At 68.0% G+C, this 14,487-nt stretch carries 15 protein-coding genes; 10 read left to right on the plus strand and 5 right to left on the minus strand.

Annotated elements, in window-relative coordinates:
* Window positions 1–80 precede the first annotated feature (80 nt).
* Window positions 81–1,430 carry a NupC/NupG family nucleoside CNT transporter gene (locus Q5H94_RS04700; protein ID WP_304560057.1) on the plus strand — a complete coding sequence of 450 codons (1,350 nt, stop codon included), beginning with the start codon at window positions 81–83 and terminating at the stop codon, window positions 1,428–1,430.
* A gap of 147 nt (window positions 1,431–1,577) precedes the next feature.
* Here Q5H94_RS04700 and Q5H94_RS04705 read toward each other — a convergent pair whose 3' ends face one another.
* Complete coding sequence (locus tag Q5H94_RS04705; protein WP_304560058.1) at window positions 1,578–2,867, minus strand: phospholipid carrier-dependent glycosyltransferase; 1,290 nt, start codon at window positions 2,865–2,867, stop codon at window positions 1,578–1,580.
* A 206-nt stretch (window positions 2,868–3,073) separates the two neighbouring features.
* Between Q5H94_RS04705 and Q5H94_RS04710 the strand changes: the two genes are divergently transcribed.
* The 6 genes from Q5H94_RS04710 (at window position 3,074) to Q5H94_RS04735 (ending at window position 6,953) form a co-directional block, all read left to right on the plus strand.
* Complete coding sequence (locus tag Q5H94_RS04710) at window positions 3,074–4,282, plus strand: trans-sulfuration enzyme family protein (RefSeq protein ID WP_304560172.1); 1,209 nt, start codon at window positions 3,074–3,076, stop codon at window positions 4,280–4,282.
* Between the two features lie 17 nt (window positions 4,283–4,299).
* On the plus strand, window positions 4,300–4,698 hold the full coding sequence (apaG, locus tag Q5H94_RS04715) for a Co2+/Mg2+ efflux protein ApaG (protein WP_304560059.1): 399 nt from the start codon (window positions 4,300–4,302) through the stop codon (window positions 4,696–4,698).
* Between the two features lie 138 nt (window positions 4,699–4,836).
* Window positions 4,837–5,628, plus strand: a complete 792-nt coding sequence (locus Q5H94_RS04720) for a LysR family transcriptional regulator (RefSeq protein WP_304560060.1) — start codon at window positions 4,837–4,839, stop codon at window positions 5,626–5,628.
* A 10-nt stretch (window positions 5,629–5,638) separates the two neighbouring features.
* A complete protein-coding gene (locus Q5H94_RS04725) occupies window positions 5,639–6,166 on the plus strand; it encodes a GNAT family N-acetyltransferase (RefSeq protein WP_304560061.1) in 528 nt (175 codons plus the stop codon).
* The gene (locus Q5H94_RS04730) at window positions 6,163–6,441 is read left to right on the plus strand and encodes a hypothetical protein (RefSeq protein WP_304560062.1); all 279 of its coding nucleotides are present in this window, start codon (window positions 6,163–6,165) and stop codon (window positions 6,439–6,441) included. The genes Q5H94_RS04725 and Q5H94_RS04730 overlap by 4 nt, the downstream gene beginning before the upstream one ends.
* Window positions 6,423–6,953, plus strand: coding sequence for a YybH family protein (locus Q5H94_RS04735; protein ID WP_304560063.1), 531 nt, complete (start codon window positions 6,423–6,425; stop codon window positions 6,951–6,953). Before Q5H94_RS04730 ends, Q5H94_RS04735 begins: the two co-directional genes overlap by 19 nt.
* 119 nt (window positions 6,954–7,072) lie before the next feature.
* Here Q5H94_RS04735 and Q5H94_RS04740 read toward each other — a convergent pair whose 3' ends face one another.
* The 4 genes from Q5H94_RS04740 to crtY all read right to left on the minus strand — a co-directional run bounded on the left by Q5H94_RS04740 (window position 7,073) and on the right by crtY (window position 11,473).
* Window positions 7,073–8,029, minus strand: coding sequence for a phytoene/squalene synthase family protein (locus Q5H94_RS04740; RefSeq protein ID WP_304560064.1), 957 nt, complete (start codon window positions 8,027–8,029; stop codon window positions 7,073–7,075).
* 93 nt (window positions 8,030–8,122) lie between these two features.
* A complete protein-coding gene (locus Q5H94_RS04745; RefSeq protein WP_304560065.1) occupies window positions 8,123–8,704 on the minus strand; it encodes an LOG family protein in 582 nt (193 codons plus the stop codon).
* Window positions 8,705–8,834: 130 nt separating this feature from the next.
* Entirely contained in the window at window positions 8,835–10,331 is a 1,497-nt protein-coding gene (locus Q5H94_RS04750; RefSeq protein WP_304560066.1) for a phytoene desaturase, read from the minus strand.
* Window positions 10,328–11,473 carry a lycopene beta-cyclase CrtY gene (crtY, locus tag Q5H94_RS04755; RefSeq protein WP_304560067.1) on the minus strand — a complete coding sequence of 382 codons (1,146 nt, stop codon included), beginning with the start codon at window positions 11,471–11,473 and terminating at the stop codon, window positions 10,328–10,330. Before crtY ends, Q5H94_RS04750 begins: the two co-directional genes overlap by 4 nt.
* A 144-nt stretch (window positions 11,474–11,617) precedes the next feature.
* On the opposite strand from crtY, the gene Q5H94_RS04760 reads away from it, so the two are divergent.
* From Q5H94_RS04760 to Q5H94_RS04770, 3 genes are all read left to right on the plus strand, one after another.
* Complete coding sequence (locus tag Q5H94_RS04760) at window positions 11,618–12,373, plus strand: sterol desaturase family protein (RefSeq protein WP_304560068.1); 756 nt, start codon at window positions 11,618–11,620, stop codon at window positions 12,371–12,373.
* A 112-nt stretch (window positions 12,374–12,485) separates the two neighbouring features.
* Window positions 12,486–13,364 (plus strand): MipA/OmpV family protein, encoded by an 879-nt coding sequence (locus Q5H94_RS04765; protein ID WP_304560069.1) that lies wholly within the window; start codon window positions 12,486–12,488, stop codon window positions 13,362–13,364.
* 132 nt (window positions 13,365–13,496) lie between these two features.
* Window positions 13,497–14,480 carry a ferritin-like domain-containing protein gene (locus tag Q5H94_RS04770; RefSeq protein WP_304560070.1) on the plus strand — a complete coding sequence of 328 codons (984 nt, stop codon included), beginning with the start codon at window positions 13,497–13,499 and terminating at the stop codon, window positions 14,478–14,480.
* Window positions 14,481–14,487: the final 7 nt, after the last annotated feature.

The raw sequence follows: 14,487 nt of genomic DNA on the forward strand, positions 1-14,487 counted from the left end.
GGGGCTGGCACCACATCGCGTCCCCTGTATGGTGCCCCGTCGCGGCAGGGGGCCGCTGGTTAGGGCGCACGTTTATCCGCATGAGCAATTTCCTGGGCATCGCCGGCATCGTGGTCATCCTGCTGCTGGCGTTCGCGCTTTCCACCAATCGCCGGGCGATCCGGCCGCGCGTGGTCGGCGCGGCGTTCGCGCTGCAGGTCGTGTTCGCGATCCTCGCGCTGTATCTGCCCGCCGGGCATCAGGTCGTCGGCTGCAATTATTTCTACCTGCCCAACGGCATCGCCTCGGCCGATTATTTCCGCTCCACCGGCCATGAGGGCATCGTCTGCCTGTCGAGCGGCGTCACCAACATGCTCGGCTATGCGCATGAGGGCACCAACCTGATCTTCGGTGCGATCGCCACCGATCCCAAGTTCGGCAATTCGTTCGCGATGGGCGCGCTGCCCGTCATCATCTTCTTCGCCGCGCTGGTCGCGGTGCTCTACCATGTCGGCATCATGCAGTTCATCATCCGCTGGATCGGCGGCGCGATCGAAAAGCTGATCGGCGTGTCGAAGGTCGAGAGCCTGTGCGCCGCCGCCAATATCTTCGTTGGCCAGTCGGAGGCGCCGCTGGTGATCCGGCCGTATCTGGCCGCGCTCACCCCGGCGCAGCTCTTCGCGGTGATGACGGTCGGCATGGCGGGCGTGGCGGGGACGATCCTCGCGGCGTACGCGCTGCTGCTCGGGCCGGGATCGTTGCCCTATCTGCTCGCCGCGTCGTTCATGTCGGCGCCCGGCGGGCTGCTGATGGCGAAGATCATCATGCCCGACGATATCGTCCCCGCCGGCGAGCTGCCGCTGGAGGATGCGAAGAGCTTCCTTGCGCACGAGGATCACGGCGTGGTGCTGTCCGAAGGCCATCCGCAGGAGGAGCGTGCCGCCAACATCATCATGGCGGCGGCGAACGGCGCGCAGACCGGCGTCAAGATCGCCGTGTCGGTGGCGGCGATGGTGCTGGCGTTCGTGTCGCTGGTCGCGCTCGCCAACGGCATTCTCGGCGGCGTCGGCGGCTGGTTCGGCTATCCGCAGCTCAGCTTCCAGGGCATTCTCGGCTATGTCTTCGCGCCGGTGATGTTCCTGCTCAACATTCCGTGGAACGAGGCGACGGTCGCCGGGCAGTTGTTCGGGCAGAAGATCGTGCTCAACGAATTCGTCGCCTTCATCGAACTCGGCAAGCTGCAGGGGCTGAGCAAGCACACGATCGCGATCGTCACCTTCGCGCTCTGCGGTTTCGCCAATTTCAGCTCGATCGCGATCCAGATGGCCTCGACCGGCAGCCTCGCCCCCAACCAGAAGCCGATGATCGCCAAGCTCGGCCTGCGCGCGCTCGCGGCGGGGAGCCTCGCGAACCTGATGTCGGCGGCGCTGGCGGGGTTGCTGGTGGCGTGAGGTGCGCCAGAGTTATAGTTCGCTTGACAGATTGACACCTGAATCGAAAAAATCGCTGCCGATCGTTTCCAAAACTGCACCGATCGATTTCAAAGAGCGCCGACCTTCTCGCACGATCGCGGCGTGTAGGACAGCCCGCGAGAGTGGTCACGGCCAGGTCGGGAACCACATCCAGCGCCGGAAATCCTGCGGATCGTGGAGCGGTGCGGCCGACAGGATCGGGAAGAAGATCACGAACAGCCCGGCCGCGATGATCACGAACGCCTCGTCCCAATGTTCGAACCGGCCCTTGCAATAGCGCGCCAGCGCAGCGGCGATGGCGACAGGCAGGAAGATGCTCGGCAGGTAATAATAATAGAAGAAGCCCAGCGATTTGGGGATGACGATCCACGGCAGATACGCCCCGGCCCACAACCCCGCCGCCGCCGCCAGCTTCGCCGACCCGTCGCGCCACGCCGCCCAGAGGCACGCCGCCACCGCGACCAGCCCGCCCCATAGCACCGCCGGATTGCCGAGCATCAGCACGCCGCGCGTCGCGCCGTCGGCCATTTCGTAGAGATACCAGATCGGCCGGATCATCAGCGGCCAGCTCCACCACTGCGACTGATACGGGTGCTTGGGCAGCACCTGCGTCTGCTGGCCGTACATCTCGCCCTGGAAGGCGATGAGGTGCGACAGCGTCATCGGCCGCATGTGGTAGAAGAAGGCCGGTGCGAAGGTGAGGAAATAGACCGCGACCGCGACCGCCCCCAGCACCATCAGCGCCGGCACCGCCGCGAGGCCGGGCCAGTGGCGATGGCCGCCCGCATTCAACGCCCACCACACCGACCGGCCGTGCCGCCGCGCCTCGATCGCGCGCACCGCGAGGAACCCCGCGCCGGCATAGACGAGGAACGGCACCGCCGCCCATTTCGCCCCCACCGCCAGCCCGAACAGGACGCCCCCCAGCACCCAGCGCGTCCACGCCGCCGGGGCGGATCGCGCGCGCATCGACCACAGCAGGCTCGCGATCCCCAGCACCACGAACGCCGCCATATAGCCATCGAGCATCGCGATCCGCGCCTGCACGTAGACGGTGAAGTTCAGTAGCGTCAGCAGCCCGGCGATCGCCGCCGTCCGCACGCGCCCGAACATCAGCATGGCGATGGCGAACACCCCCAGCACCGTCGCCGTCCCCGCCACCGTCGACAGCGCGCGCCAGCCGAGCGCGTCGTCGCCGAACAGCGACATGCCGAGCGCGATCATCTCCTTGCCGACCAGCGGATGCTCGGTATTGGCGGGCGCGCCCAGCGCCAGCAGCGCGCGGGCGGCGGGCACGTAATGCACCTCGTCGAACATCAGCTTGCTGGGGATCGTCAGGCGAAAGCAGAACAGCGCTTCGGCCAGGATCGCGAGGATCGCGGCGGCCAGCCACGGACGGGACTTGGTGTGCTCCACGCCGTCGCTATCCGCGCTTCGCGGGCTGGATTCAACTCCTGTTCCCCGGCGAAGGCCGGGGCCCAGTTGTGATACGACAATTGGCTGATGCTGCGCTCCATTACCGCGAGCTCGCCAACTGGACCCCGGCCTTCGCCGGGGAACAGCCGGGCCGGGATTCGCCTAGACCATTGACGCACCCGCCGCTCCCGCCGCAAAGCATGGCGATGAAGCGCCGCACCGGACAGGACCAGACCATCACCCGCGCATGGCGGCCCGCCACGCAGGCCGTGCGCGGCGGCACCGCGCGCAGCGAGTTCGGCGAGACGTCCGAGGCGATCTTCCTCACCTCGGGCTATGCGTACGATTGCGCCGCCGACGCCGCCGCGCGCTTCGCCGGCGAGCAGACCGGCATGACCTATTCGCGCCTGCAGAACCCGACGGTCGAGATGCTCGAGAACCGCATCGCGCTGCTCGAAGGGGCAGAGGCGTGCCGGTCGATGGCGACGGGCATGGCGGCGATGACGGCGGTGCTGCTGTGCCAGTTGCAGCAGGGCGACCACCTCGTCGGCGGCCGCGCCGCGTTCGGATCGTGCCGCTGGCTGACCGATACCTTGCTGCCGAAGTTCGGCATCGAGACGACGGTGGTCGACGCGCGCGATCCGCAAGCGTGGATCGACGCGACGCGGCCCAACACCAAGGTGTTCTTCTTCGAGACGCCCGCCAATCCGACGATGGACGTGGTGGACCTGAAGGCCGTCTGCGCGATCGCGAAGGAGCGCGGCATCACGACGGTGGTCGACAACGCCTTCGCCACGCCCGCGTTGCAGCGGCCGATGGAATGGGGCGCGGACGTGACGGCCTATAGCGCGACCAAGATGATGGACGGGCAGGGCCGCGTGCTCGCCGGTGCGGTCTGCGGCACGAGCGCCTTCATCAACGACGTGCTGCTGCCCTTCACGCGCAACACCGGGCCGACGCTCAGCGCGTTCAACGCCTGGGTTGTGCTCAAGGGGCTCGAGACGCTCGACCTGCGCATCCGCCGCCAGAGCGAGAACAGCCTCAAGGTCGGGCAATTCCTCGAAAAGCGCGTGCCGAAGATTCTCCACCCCGGCCTCGCCAGCCATCCGCAACACAATCTCGCGATGGCGCAGATGGATGCCTGTGGCCCGATCTTCGCGTTCGAGGTCGAGGGCGGGCGCAAGCAGGCGCACGGTCTGCTCGATGCGCTGGCGCTGGTCGACATCTCGAACAATATCGGCGATTCGCGCTCGCTGATGACGCATCCGTCCTCCACCACGCATTACGGCGTCGCCGAGGACAAGCGGATCGAGATGGGCGTCACCGAGAACCTCCTGCGCCTCAACGTCGGGCTGGAAGACCCGCAGGACGTGATCGAGGATCTCGACCAGGCACTCGCGCAGGTCGGACTGTGACGAGCGGCAGCGCCGCGATGAAGATGCTCTTCCCGCATGTCGCGGAGACGAAGGGCGTGATCGTGCGCGTCTCGGTCAGCTACCTGCCCGAACAGTCCGAGCCCGGCCGCGGCCGCTGGTTCTGGGCCTATCACGTCCGCATCGAGAACGAGGGCGCGCAGGGCGTCCAGCTCCTGACGCGCCACTGGATCATCACCGACGGGCGCGGCAACCGCCACTCGGTCGAGGGCGAGGGCGTGATCGGCGAGCAACCGCTGATCGCGCCGGGCGGCAGCTTCGATTACGTCTCGGGCTGCCCGCTCGCGACGCCGAGCGGCGCGATGCAGGGCACGTATCACATGGTCGGCGCGGACGGCGCGGGTTTCGACGTGGATATCCCCAAGTTCGCGTTGCTGGCGCCGGCGGTGGGGGCGTGACGTTTTCGGGCACGCCGGGTGCAACAAAACTAGCCCCTCCCCTTCAGGGGAGGGGTTGGGGTGGGGAAGTCCGAGGCGATGCGCTCTGCGAGGCATCCCCCACCCCCTACCCCTCCCCTGAAGGGGAGGGGCTTTGAAGTGAAACGCACGCACCTCCCCCTCAACGGCCTGCGCGTGCTCGATGCCGCCGCGCGGCACCTGTCGTTCACCCGCGCCGCCGACGAGCTCGCCGTCACGCCCGCCGCCGTCGGCCAGCAGATCCGCGCGCTGGAGGATACGCTCGGCGTCGTGCTGTTCCGCCGTACCACGCGCGGGCTGGAGCTGACGCCCGAGGGCGAGGCCGGGCTCGAGGCCCTGCGCGGCGGCTTCCTCCAGTTCGAGGAAGCGGTGCGCGCGATGCAGGCGGGGCAGACGAGCAAGTCGCTGACCATCGCCGCGCCGCGCGACCTCACCGAGAAATGGCTGATGCCGCGCCTCGCCGAGATCGCGCGCGGCGACGGCGAGCTGCGCTTCTCGCTGATCTCCGCCGACGAAGTGGTCGATTTCACCGAGGCCAATCTCGATCTCGCGATCCGCTGGGGCGACGGGCCGGGCGAGCATGAGGGCGAGGCGCTCGAATCCGACGGCATGGTGACGATCGAGCGCCCCGGCGGCGGTGCGGATACGCGCATTTCCTGGCCGGGCTGCCTCAACGACGATGCCGTCTCGCTGGTGCGCGTCGGCGACGCCGGGCTCGCGATCGACGCGGCGGCCGAGGGGCTGGGCCGCGCGACGGTGCCCGAATTGCTCGCCTCGGCCGATATCGCCGCTGGCCGCATCGTGGTGGTGGGCGATCCCAAGCCCTTTGCGAAGGGCTATTGGCTGGTCGCCCCGCTGCCGCAATGGCGCCAGAAGAAGGTCAAGGCGCTGGTCGAAGCGCTGACCCAATGAAGACTCCCCGATGAGCGGGATGTTCGCCAGCGAACGGCTGGTGATGCGGCCGCTGCGCGCCGACGATGCCGATGCGCTTCACGTCGCCTACCGTGACGAAGCGCTGATGCGCTATTGGTCGAGCGCGCCGCATGTCAGCCTGGAGGAAACGCGCGCCTATGTCGCGGGCCGCGTGGACAAGACCGACTGGCGATCCTGGGTCATCACCGTGGCGGGCGACGACACCGCGATCGGCACGCTCGCTGCGCTCCCCCGGCGGCCCGGCGTCAGCGAGATCGGCTACCTCCTCGCGCGCAGCGCCTGGGGCAAGGGCTATGCGCGCGAGGCCGTCACGCGCCTCATCGATCTGCTGATCCGCGAGGAGGGCCATCGCCGCGTCTTCGCCGATACCGACCCCGACAACGTGGGCTCCAACCGGCTGCTCGAATCGCTCGGCTTCCGCCTCGAAGGCGTGCTGCGGGCCGAGTGGGAGACGCATATCGGCGTGCGTGACACCAACCTCTGGGGCCTGCTCGCCGACGAATGGAAAGCCCGATGAGCGCGCCCGACCTTTCCGATCCCGTCCAGCGCGCCGCCTACCAGCGCGAGCTGCGCGCCGTCGCCTGGCCGATCCGCGTCATGGGCGTCGGCCTCGCCTTTGCCGGGCTGATTGTCGCGGTGCTCCAGCGCACGCGCTTTCCCGGCATCCCGAGCGTCATTCCGCTCGTGCTGGTTGCGCTCGGCGCGCTGCACATGCTTGCCGGCATCGCGATCCGCACCAAATATCACGCCAAGCGCATGAAGGGAGAAACGACATGGTCCGATACGCCCTGATTCATCCGGCCCTGATGGCCCTCGCGATACTGGCGATGCCCGCCACCGTCGACGCCGCTCCGCCGAAAGCCCGGCCGAAAGCCGCTGCGAAAACGGTCGCGAAGCCGGCGCCCCAGCCGGCGGATGCGCAATCGATCGAGGCCGCCACGCACGACGCCTATCTCGCCGCGATCAACAGCAACGACATCGCCGCCTTCTCGGATGCCGTCACCGACGATGCGGTCTTCCAATATCCCGGCGCGCCGCAGATGGTGGGCAAGAAGGCGATCGTCGCCTGGGCCACCACCTATTTCCAGCTCTACACGACGCGGTGGGAGAAGGTCGCGACCGGCTTCACCGTCGCCGGCGACTGGGCGTTCGAACATTATACCTACAAGTCGCTCGATACCGACAAATCGACCGGCACGGCCAGCTACGATGCCGGCAAGGGCGTCGCGGTCTTCCATCACGACAAGGACGGCAAGTGGCGCGTCGCGATCGACGGCTGGAGCTCCGACAGCGGCGGGAAATAGCCGCCCACGGGTCTTGAAACCCGTTCGCACTGAGCGAAGTCGAAGTGCGTGTTACGAACGCAGCGCTTGCGGCACGTGCTTCGACTTCGCTCAGCACGAACAGGGGTAATGGCGGACTGTCAGTCGCGCGGCCGCATCCACAATTCCGGGTTGCGTGCGGTGGGCGGATAGAGCCGCGTGCGGTCGCGTGCCTGGCCCCAGGCCTGCGCGATGAAGCGGACCTTTTCCCAGCGCGAGGTCGTCACGCGGTGGTCCCACGCATGGTCTCCGCGATCCGCCACCTTGCGCCCGATCGCGCCGTAGATCGCCGCCGCCGACAGCACCGCCCAGGCCGAGCGGAACGGCAGCGCCGGTGCGCCCAGCCGTGCGCTGTCCTCGAACGCCGCGCCCGCATCCGCCAGCCGCCGCGCCAGCACCGCCAGCCGCTTGCGGAACGGCGGCTTCATGTGCTGGCCGGGCGGCATGTCCATCTCGACCAGCCATTCCTCGGGGAGGTAGCAGCGGCCGGCGCGGTCATCCTCTTCGATATCACGCGCGATGTTGGAGAGTTGGAAGGCCATGCCGAGGTCGCAGGCGCGGTCGAGCGTCGCGTCGTCGTCGGGGGAAACGCCCATGATGACCGCCATCATGCAGCCGACGACGCCCGCGACGTGATAGCAATAGCGGTAGAGATCGTCCTCGCTGCGCGGCCGCCAGTCGTCGGCGTCGAGCGCGAAACCCGCGATCAAGTCGCGCGTGAAGCGGGCGGGCAGGCGTGTCTCGGCGGCGACGATGCGCAGTGCGTCGAAGGCGGGATCGCCGATGATGTGCCCGGCGAGCGCCGCGTCGGTCTTGGCGGTGATCTCCGCCAGCCGCGCTGCGGGGTCCGAAACGCGCGCCATGTCGCCGCCGAAATCCTGCCCGTCGGCGATGTCGTCGCACGCGCGGCACCAGGCGTAGAGCAGCCATGCCCGCTCGCGCGTGGCGAGGTCGAACAGGCGGCTCGCGGCGGCGAAACTCTGCGACCCGCGCCCGATCCGCTCGCGCGCCGTCGCGACGATCGCGTCGCGGGAGGGGAGGCTCTGTTGCGAACTCACGCCTACACCCGTTCGCCCTGAGCGCAGTCGAAGGGCATGCGCGACGCATGGGCTTCGACTGCGCTCAGCCCGAACGGAATTGGGTGGCGCATACTAAAGATCCGACTTGCGCATCTTGGTGATCGTCTCGACCGGCAGGTGCGCGGCCATCTTGTCGAGCAGCGGCTCGATCTGCGCATCGTGGATCAGCAGCCCCTGATGCTGCGACCGCACGAAGCCGACGTCGCCCATGTGTCCGACGAAGGCGAGCAGATCGTTGTAATAGCCCGCGACGTTGAGCAGCCCCACCGGTTTCGCGTGATAGCCGATCTGCGCCCAGCTCAGCGCCTCCCACAATTCGTCCATCGTGCCGGTGCCGCCGGGCAGGTTGACGAACCCGTCGGAGAGATCGGTGAAGGCTGCCTTCCGCTGGTGCATCGTCTCGACGACGTGGAGTTCGGTGAGCCCGCGATGCGCGACCTCGGCATCGACCAAAGCCTGCGGGATGATCCCGATCACCTCGCCCCCGGCGGCGAGCGCGCTATCGGCGACCGCCCCCATCAGGCCGAGCTTGCCGCCGCCATAGACGACGCCGATCCCGCGCTCGGCGAGGAGGGTGCCGACGTAGCGGGCGGACTCGATATAGACCGGATCGGCGGGCGACGCTGAGCCGCAGTAGATGGCGAGGCGTTTCATACTTCGAGCCCCTCCCCTTCAGGGGAGGGGTTGGGGGTGGGGGTGGGGGAGGCCTCGCAGAGACCGCCTTCGCGGCACGGCCCCACCCCAACCCCTCCCCTGAAGGGGAGGGGCTTTGTCTCGTACATGCTCACCGCATTCCCTCCATCATCAGCGCCGCCGTGGCCTTGGCACTCCCGACAACGCCCGGAATCCCCGCGCCCGGATGCGTGCCGGCCCCCACGAAATAGAGGTTCGGGATCTGGTCGTCGCGGTTGTGGACGCGGAACCAGGCGCTCTGCGTCAGGATCGGCTCCAGCGAGAAGGCGCTGCCGAGGTGCGCGTTGAGGTCGCCCGCGAAATCCTTCGGCGTGTAGCTGAACTTCGTCACGATCCGATCGTGGATGTCGGGGATCAGCCGCCGTCCGATCTCGTCGAGGATGCGCTTCTCCAGCACCGGCGCGATCTCGTCCCAGTCGACCGGGAACTTGCCGAGATGCGGCACCGGCGCCAGCGCGTAGAAGCTCGAGCAACCCTCCGGCGCCATGCTCGGATCGGTGACGGTCGGGTGATGCAGGTAGAGCGAGAAATCCTGCGGCAGCACGCCGTGATCGTAGATGTCGGCGAGCAGCCCCTGATAGCGCGGCCCGAACAGGATCGAATGGTGCGGGATGCCCGGCCACGTCCCCTTTACGCCGAAATGCACGACGAACAGCGACGGCGAATAGCGCTTGCGCTCAAGCCGCGCCCTGGTGCGCTGCGCGCTGCGCGATCCGCTCAGCAGGTCGCGGTAGGTGTGCATGATGTCGCCATTGCACGCGACCATGTCGGCATCGCCGTGCCAGCCGCTTGCCGTCGTCACGCCCGTCGCGCGGTCGCCGACCGTCGCGATGTTGACCGCCGCGTCGCCGAGCCTGAGTGTCCCGCCGAGCCGCTCGAAATGCGTCACCATGCCCGCGATCAGCCGGTTGGTGCCGCCCATCGCGAACCACACGCCGCCGTCCTTCTCCAGCTTGTGGATCAGCGCGTAGATCGCGCTCGTGTGCATCGGGTTGCCGCCGACGAGGAGCGTGTGGAACGACAGCGCCTGGCGCAGATGCTCGTCCTTCACGTAGCTCGACACGATCGAATAGACCGAGCGCCATGCCTGATATTTCGCGAGGCTCGGCGCGGCCTTTATCATCGTCGCGAAGTCGAGGAACGCCGTCGCGCCCAGCTTCTTGTAGCCCTCGTGATAGACGCCGGCCGAATATTCCAGGAACTTGGCGTAGCCGTTCACATCCTCGGGGTTCAGCTTCGCGATCTCGAGGTTGAGCGCGGCCTCGTCGTTCGAATAGTCGAACTGCGTGCCGTCGGGCCAGCTCAGCCGGTAGAAGGGCGTGACCGGCACGAGCGTCACGTCCTCGGCCATGTCGCGCCCGGTCAGCGACCACAGCTCCTTCAGGCACGGTGGATCGGTGATGACGGTCGGCCCGGCATCGAAGGTGAAGCCGTCCTGTTCCCACACGTAGGCCCGCCCGCCGGGCTTGTCGCGCGCCTCTACGATCGTGGTCTCGATCCCCGCCGATTGCAGCCGGATGGCGAGCGCGAGCCCGCCGAACCCTGCGCCGATGATGATCGCGCTGCGTTTTGCGCCCGTATCGATCACGAGCGCAGCGCCGCGACGGCGCGGCCGATGGGCACGGGCGGCTTGCCCGAGAGGATGCGGACCTTGTCGGCCAAATGGGTATTCCCTGCGTAAAAGCGCCCGATCAGGCGCGCGTCGAGCCGATAGAAACGTTCCAGGATGCGGTATCGCTCGGGTGGGTCGGCGGCGCGGAACAGCATCTTTGCAAGGATACGATAGAAGCCGCGCGCGCGCCACAGCCTGCGCGCATATCCGTGCGTGAGATCGTGCAGCGCCGCGCCCGACAGGTCGCCGGTCCGCGCGATCAGGCTGGCGAGGCGCACCGCATCGGGCAGCGAATAGCCCGTCATCGGGTGGAACAGCCCGGCGCGCATCCCCGCCTTGGCCACGCCGTCACGGCCCCAATAGCCCTCGAAATCGCCGCCCATCGCCACCGGCAGCACGCCCGTTTCCTCGCGGCGAACCTCGGTGACGTCCCAGCCGCGTCCCTTTGCGTAATTGGCGATGCGCAGGCCGAGCAGCGCCGCGTCGAGCACCGGCGTCTCGCTGTAATAGGTATCCTCGACGAACATCCGCTCCGGGCCGAAGGGCAGGCAATAGACGAAGCGATAGCCGTCGTCCTGCGGCACGGTGGCGTCCATCACCAGCGGATGCGCCGCGCCGTGCGGCGCACTCAGCAGCAATTCCTGCCCGGCGAACTTCTGCCAGCCGAGATCGAGCAGGCCGAGGTCGCCCGTCCCGCGCGCGTCGATCACGCCCCTGGCGGCGATGGTCGTGCCGTCGGCCAGCGTCACGCCGGTCGCGGTGGCCTCGACGACGCGGGCGCTCAGCAACGTCCCCGGCGCGAGGCTTGCGCGCACGACCGCATCGAAGCGCTCCGAATCGATCGAGCGATACGGCTCCGAAATCGCCCGCCGGTGCGCGGGGAAGGCGACATCGTACCCGTCCCAGCGGTGCGCGATCAGCGGCTCGATCAGCCAGCGATCAGCGTCCGCCACGTCGCTCGCGAAGAACGACCAGACGTGATTGCCGCCGAGCGCCCCCTCCGCCTCGATGACCGCCAAGTCGAGATCGGGCCGCTTCGCGCGCAACGCCAGCGCGATCAGCCCCCCGGCCAGACCCCCGCCAAGGATCGCGAGGTCGCAGGTGTGGGGGGTGGGCATCGCATCGCCCTATCACCCCCGTCACCCCGGCAACAACCCGTCACCCCAGCGAAAGCTGGGGTCTCTCCGTGACGGGGCGCGACCCTTCCCGCGAGATCCCAGCTTTCGCTGGGATGACGTGTGGGGCCGGTGTAGGTGACGTCGATGCCCCTCACCCTCGCCATCCTTGCCTCCGCGCTCGCCATGTCGGCGATCGTCGCGGTGCGTTATCTGGTCGCGAGCGGGGCGTTCGATCTGGCGACGCGCGCGAAGCACCCCGGCCTCTACCGCCAGCTCGGCCCGCAGATCCGGCGCGAGATCGGTTGGAGCCTCGCCTCGGCGCTGATCTACGGCATACCGGCGGGGGTGGTCGCCTGGGGCTGGCAGAATCGCGGCTGGACGCTGATCGAGAATCCCGCGCATCCGCTGCCGCTCTGGTATCTCCCCATCTCGGTGCTGCTCTACCTCGCCGCGCACGACACCTGGTTCTACTGGACGCACCGCTGGATGCACCGGCCGAAGCTGTTCCGCATCGCCCACGCCGTCCACCACGCCAGCCGTCCGCCAACCGCCTGGGCGGCGATGGCGTTCCATCCGATCGAGGCACTGTCGGGCGCGCTCGTCATCCCGGCGCTGGTGTTCGTCATCCCCATTTCGCTCCCCGGCCTCGCCATCGTGCTTAGCGTGATGACGGTGATGGGCATCACCAATCACATGGGCTGGGAGATTTTCCCGCGTGCCGTCTGGCGCGGGCCGCTCGGCGGGTGGCTGATCACCGCCAGCCACCATCAGAAGCATCACGAGGCGTATAACGGCAATTACGGCCTCTATTTCCGCGTGTGGGACCGGCTGTGCGGCACCGATCAGGGGCTCGGCGATTTCGCCAGGGCGCATGCGAAAGCGGCGTCGTCCGCGCGATAGTGATGCCGATCGGCAACATTGCGGAAACGAAATCCGTCACGATATCGGCCGCTTCGGAGCCATTTGCCGCATCGCAGCGTTACGCGGACATCATCAAAGGGGATTTCCACCAGTGAATCGCAGCACCAACCGCCGCCTGCTCGCCACTTTCGCCGCCGCCACGACGCTCGCCTTCGCCGCGCCCGCCTTCGCGCAGGAAGGTGCCGCCGCCGCCGCGCCCGACGCCACCGTCGGCAAGGTCACCGGCGACAGCCTCACGATCGGCGCGGCCGGCGTCTACATTCCCGATTACGAAGGCTCGAACGACTATCGCTTCGCGCCGGCGCCGATCGTGCTCGCCAAATGGCACGGCTTCGGGCTGCAGATTCTCGGCAACCGCGCCTCGGTCGATCTCATCCCAGATCGCGGCCAGTGGAATTTCGAGGCGGGGCCGATCGGCGTCATCAACTTCAACCGCTCCGATCCCGATGCGATCAAGGATATCCGCGTCGCCCGCCTGCGCGAGCGCGGCAATGCGTTCGAACTCGGCGGCTATCTCGGCGTCAGCAAGACGGGCGTCATCACCAGCCCTTATGACACGCTTTCGCTGTCGGTCAGCTACCGCCACGATCTGACGCGCGCGCACGACAGCGGCATCTGGCAGCCCTCGATCAGCTATGTGACGCCGCTCAGCCGCAAGCTCGCGGTCGGCATCAATGCCCAGGCGCAGCATGTCGAGCGCGGCTATGCCAATGCCTATTTCAACATCGGCCCGATCCAGAGCGCGGCGAGCGGCCTGCCGCAATATTCGACCGACGGCGGCTGGAAGAGCTACACCGTCGCCGCCTTCGTCACGCATTCGCTGACGGGCGATCTGCTGCACGGCTTCAAGATCGTCGCAGGCGGCGGCTATACCCGCCTGCTCGGCGGTTTCGCGCGCAGCCCGATCGTCACGGTCGCGGGCACGCCGAACCAGTGGTTGGGCGCGGTCGGGGTTGCGTACACGTTCTAAACCGTCTCTACGGATGCGCATGTGCGCGTCCCGCTTCGACTCCGGCCGTTCCCGCCATCCGGCGCGAGCGGCCGTGTTGCATTCGACAGGCGGTCCCCGCGTGAACGGGTTCAGGTGACGGAGAGAAAGACCATGGCTGCCCCGCAAGAGGACATGCTCGACCAAGACGTGGAACGCAGCAGCGAACGCCGCGAGTTCTTCCGCAGCGCGCTGGGCGCCGCCGCGGTCGCCGCGACCGGCGTCGCCGCCGTGTCGATCGGCGCGATCGCCAGCGCGGCGACCGTCGCCGATTCGGACATCCTCAACTTCGCGTTGCAGGTCGAATATCTGCTCGCGCAATATTACGGCGTCGCCTCGGGCGTGGGCCCGCTCGCCGCCGGGCAGCTGACTGCCGGTTCGACCGCCACGGGCACCAACGTCGCGGGGGCCGCGACCGGCGCGGCCGCGGTCAGCTTCACCGATGCCAACGTCGCGCAGATCGTGCGCGAGATCGCTTTGGAAAAGGCCGCACACGTCGCCTTGCTGCGCACCGCGACCGGCACTGATGTCGCCGCGCAGCCCGCGATCGATCTCGGCGTCACCGCATCGGGCGCGTTCAGCACGGCGATGCGCGCCGCCGGCGTCATCACCGGCTCGACATCGACCTTCGACGTCTATGCCAATGACGGCAATTTCCTGCTCGGCGCGTTCCTGCTCGAGGATGTCATCACCTCCGCCTACCGCGCGATCCTGTCGAGCGTGGGCGATGCGACCAACCGCGAATCGGTCGCGGGCCTGCTCGGCGCGAGCGCCTATCACGCCTCGGCGATCCGCACTTTGCTGTACGCCAAGGGTTCGGTGTCGGGCTCGACGCTGCGCGCCAATGCCGATGCGATCTCGGATGCGCGCGACAAGCTCGACGGCGTGCCCGGCGACGACGATCAGGGCATCTCGCCCGCCACGGTCGATGCCAAGCTGGTGTCGAACATCCCGCCCGCCGGCGCGGATGGCCTCGCTTTCGGGCGCGGTTCCGCCTTCGTGCTCAACATCCTGTATCTGAACAGCGCGAGCGTCTCGAAGGGCGGCTTCTACCCGGCGGGCGTCAACGGCACCATCGTCGCCTCCTCGCAGAACTAACGTTTCC

It is taken from the genome of Sphingomonas immobilis (assembly GCF_030580995.1).
GTDB classification, from domain to species: domain Bacteria; phylum Pseudomonadota; class Alphaproteobacteria; order Sphingomonadales; family Sphingomonadaceae; genus Sphingomonas; species Sphingomonas immobilis.

Excerpts from the sequence above, each read along its gene's own strand:
- crtY (WP_304560067.1), bottom strand. The coding sequence starts at position 11,473 with ATGCCCACCCCCCACACCTGCGACCTCGCGATCCTTGGCGGGGGTCTG.
- apaG (WP_304560059.1), top strand. The coding sequence starts at position 4,300 with ATGAAGATGCTCTTCCCGCATGTCGCGGAGACGAAGGGCGTGATCGTG.
- Q5H94_RS04725 (WP_304560061.1), top strand. The coding sequence starts at position 5,639 with ATGAGCGGGATGTTCGCCAGCGAACGGCTGGTGATGCGGCCGCTGCGC.
- Q5H94_RS04745 (WP_304560065.1), bottom strand. The coding sequence starts at position 8,704 with ATGAAACGCCTCGCCATCTACTGCGGCTCAGCGTCGCCCGCCGATCCG.
- Q5H94_RS04730 (WP_304560062.1), top strand. The coding sequence starts at position 6,163 with ATGAGCGCGCCCGACCTTTCCGATCCCGTCCAGCGCGCCGCCTACCAG.
- Q5H94_RS04770 (WP_304560070.1), top strand. The coding sequence starts at position 13,497 with ATGGCTGCCCCGCAAGAGGACATGCTCGACCAAGACGTGGAACGCAGC.
- Q5H94_RS04700 (WP_304560057.1), top strand. The coding sequence starts at position 81 with ATGAGCAATTTCCTGGGCATCGCCGGCATCGTGGTCATCCTGCTGCTG.
- Q5H94_RS04735 (WP_304560063.1), top strand. The coding sequence starts at position 6,423 with ATGGTCCGATACGCCCTGATTCATCCGGCCCTGATGGCCCTCGCGATA.
- Q5H94_RS04710 (WP_304560172.1), top strand. The coding sequence starts at position 3,074 with ATGAAGCGCCGCACCGGACAGGACCAGACCATCACCCGCGCATGGCGG.
- Q5H94_RS04760 (WP_304560068.1), top strand. The coding sequence starts at position 11,618 with ATGCCCCTCACCCTCGCCATCCTTGCCTCCGCGCTCGCCATGTCGGCG.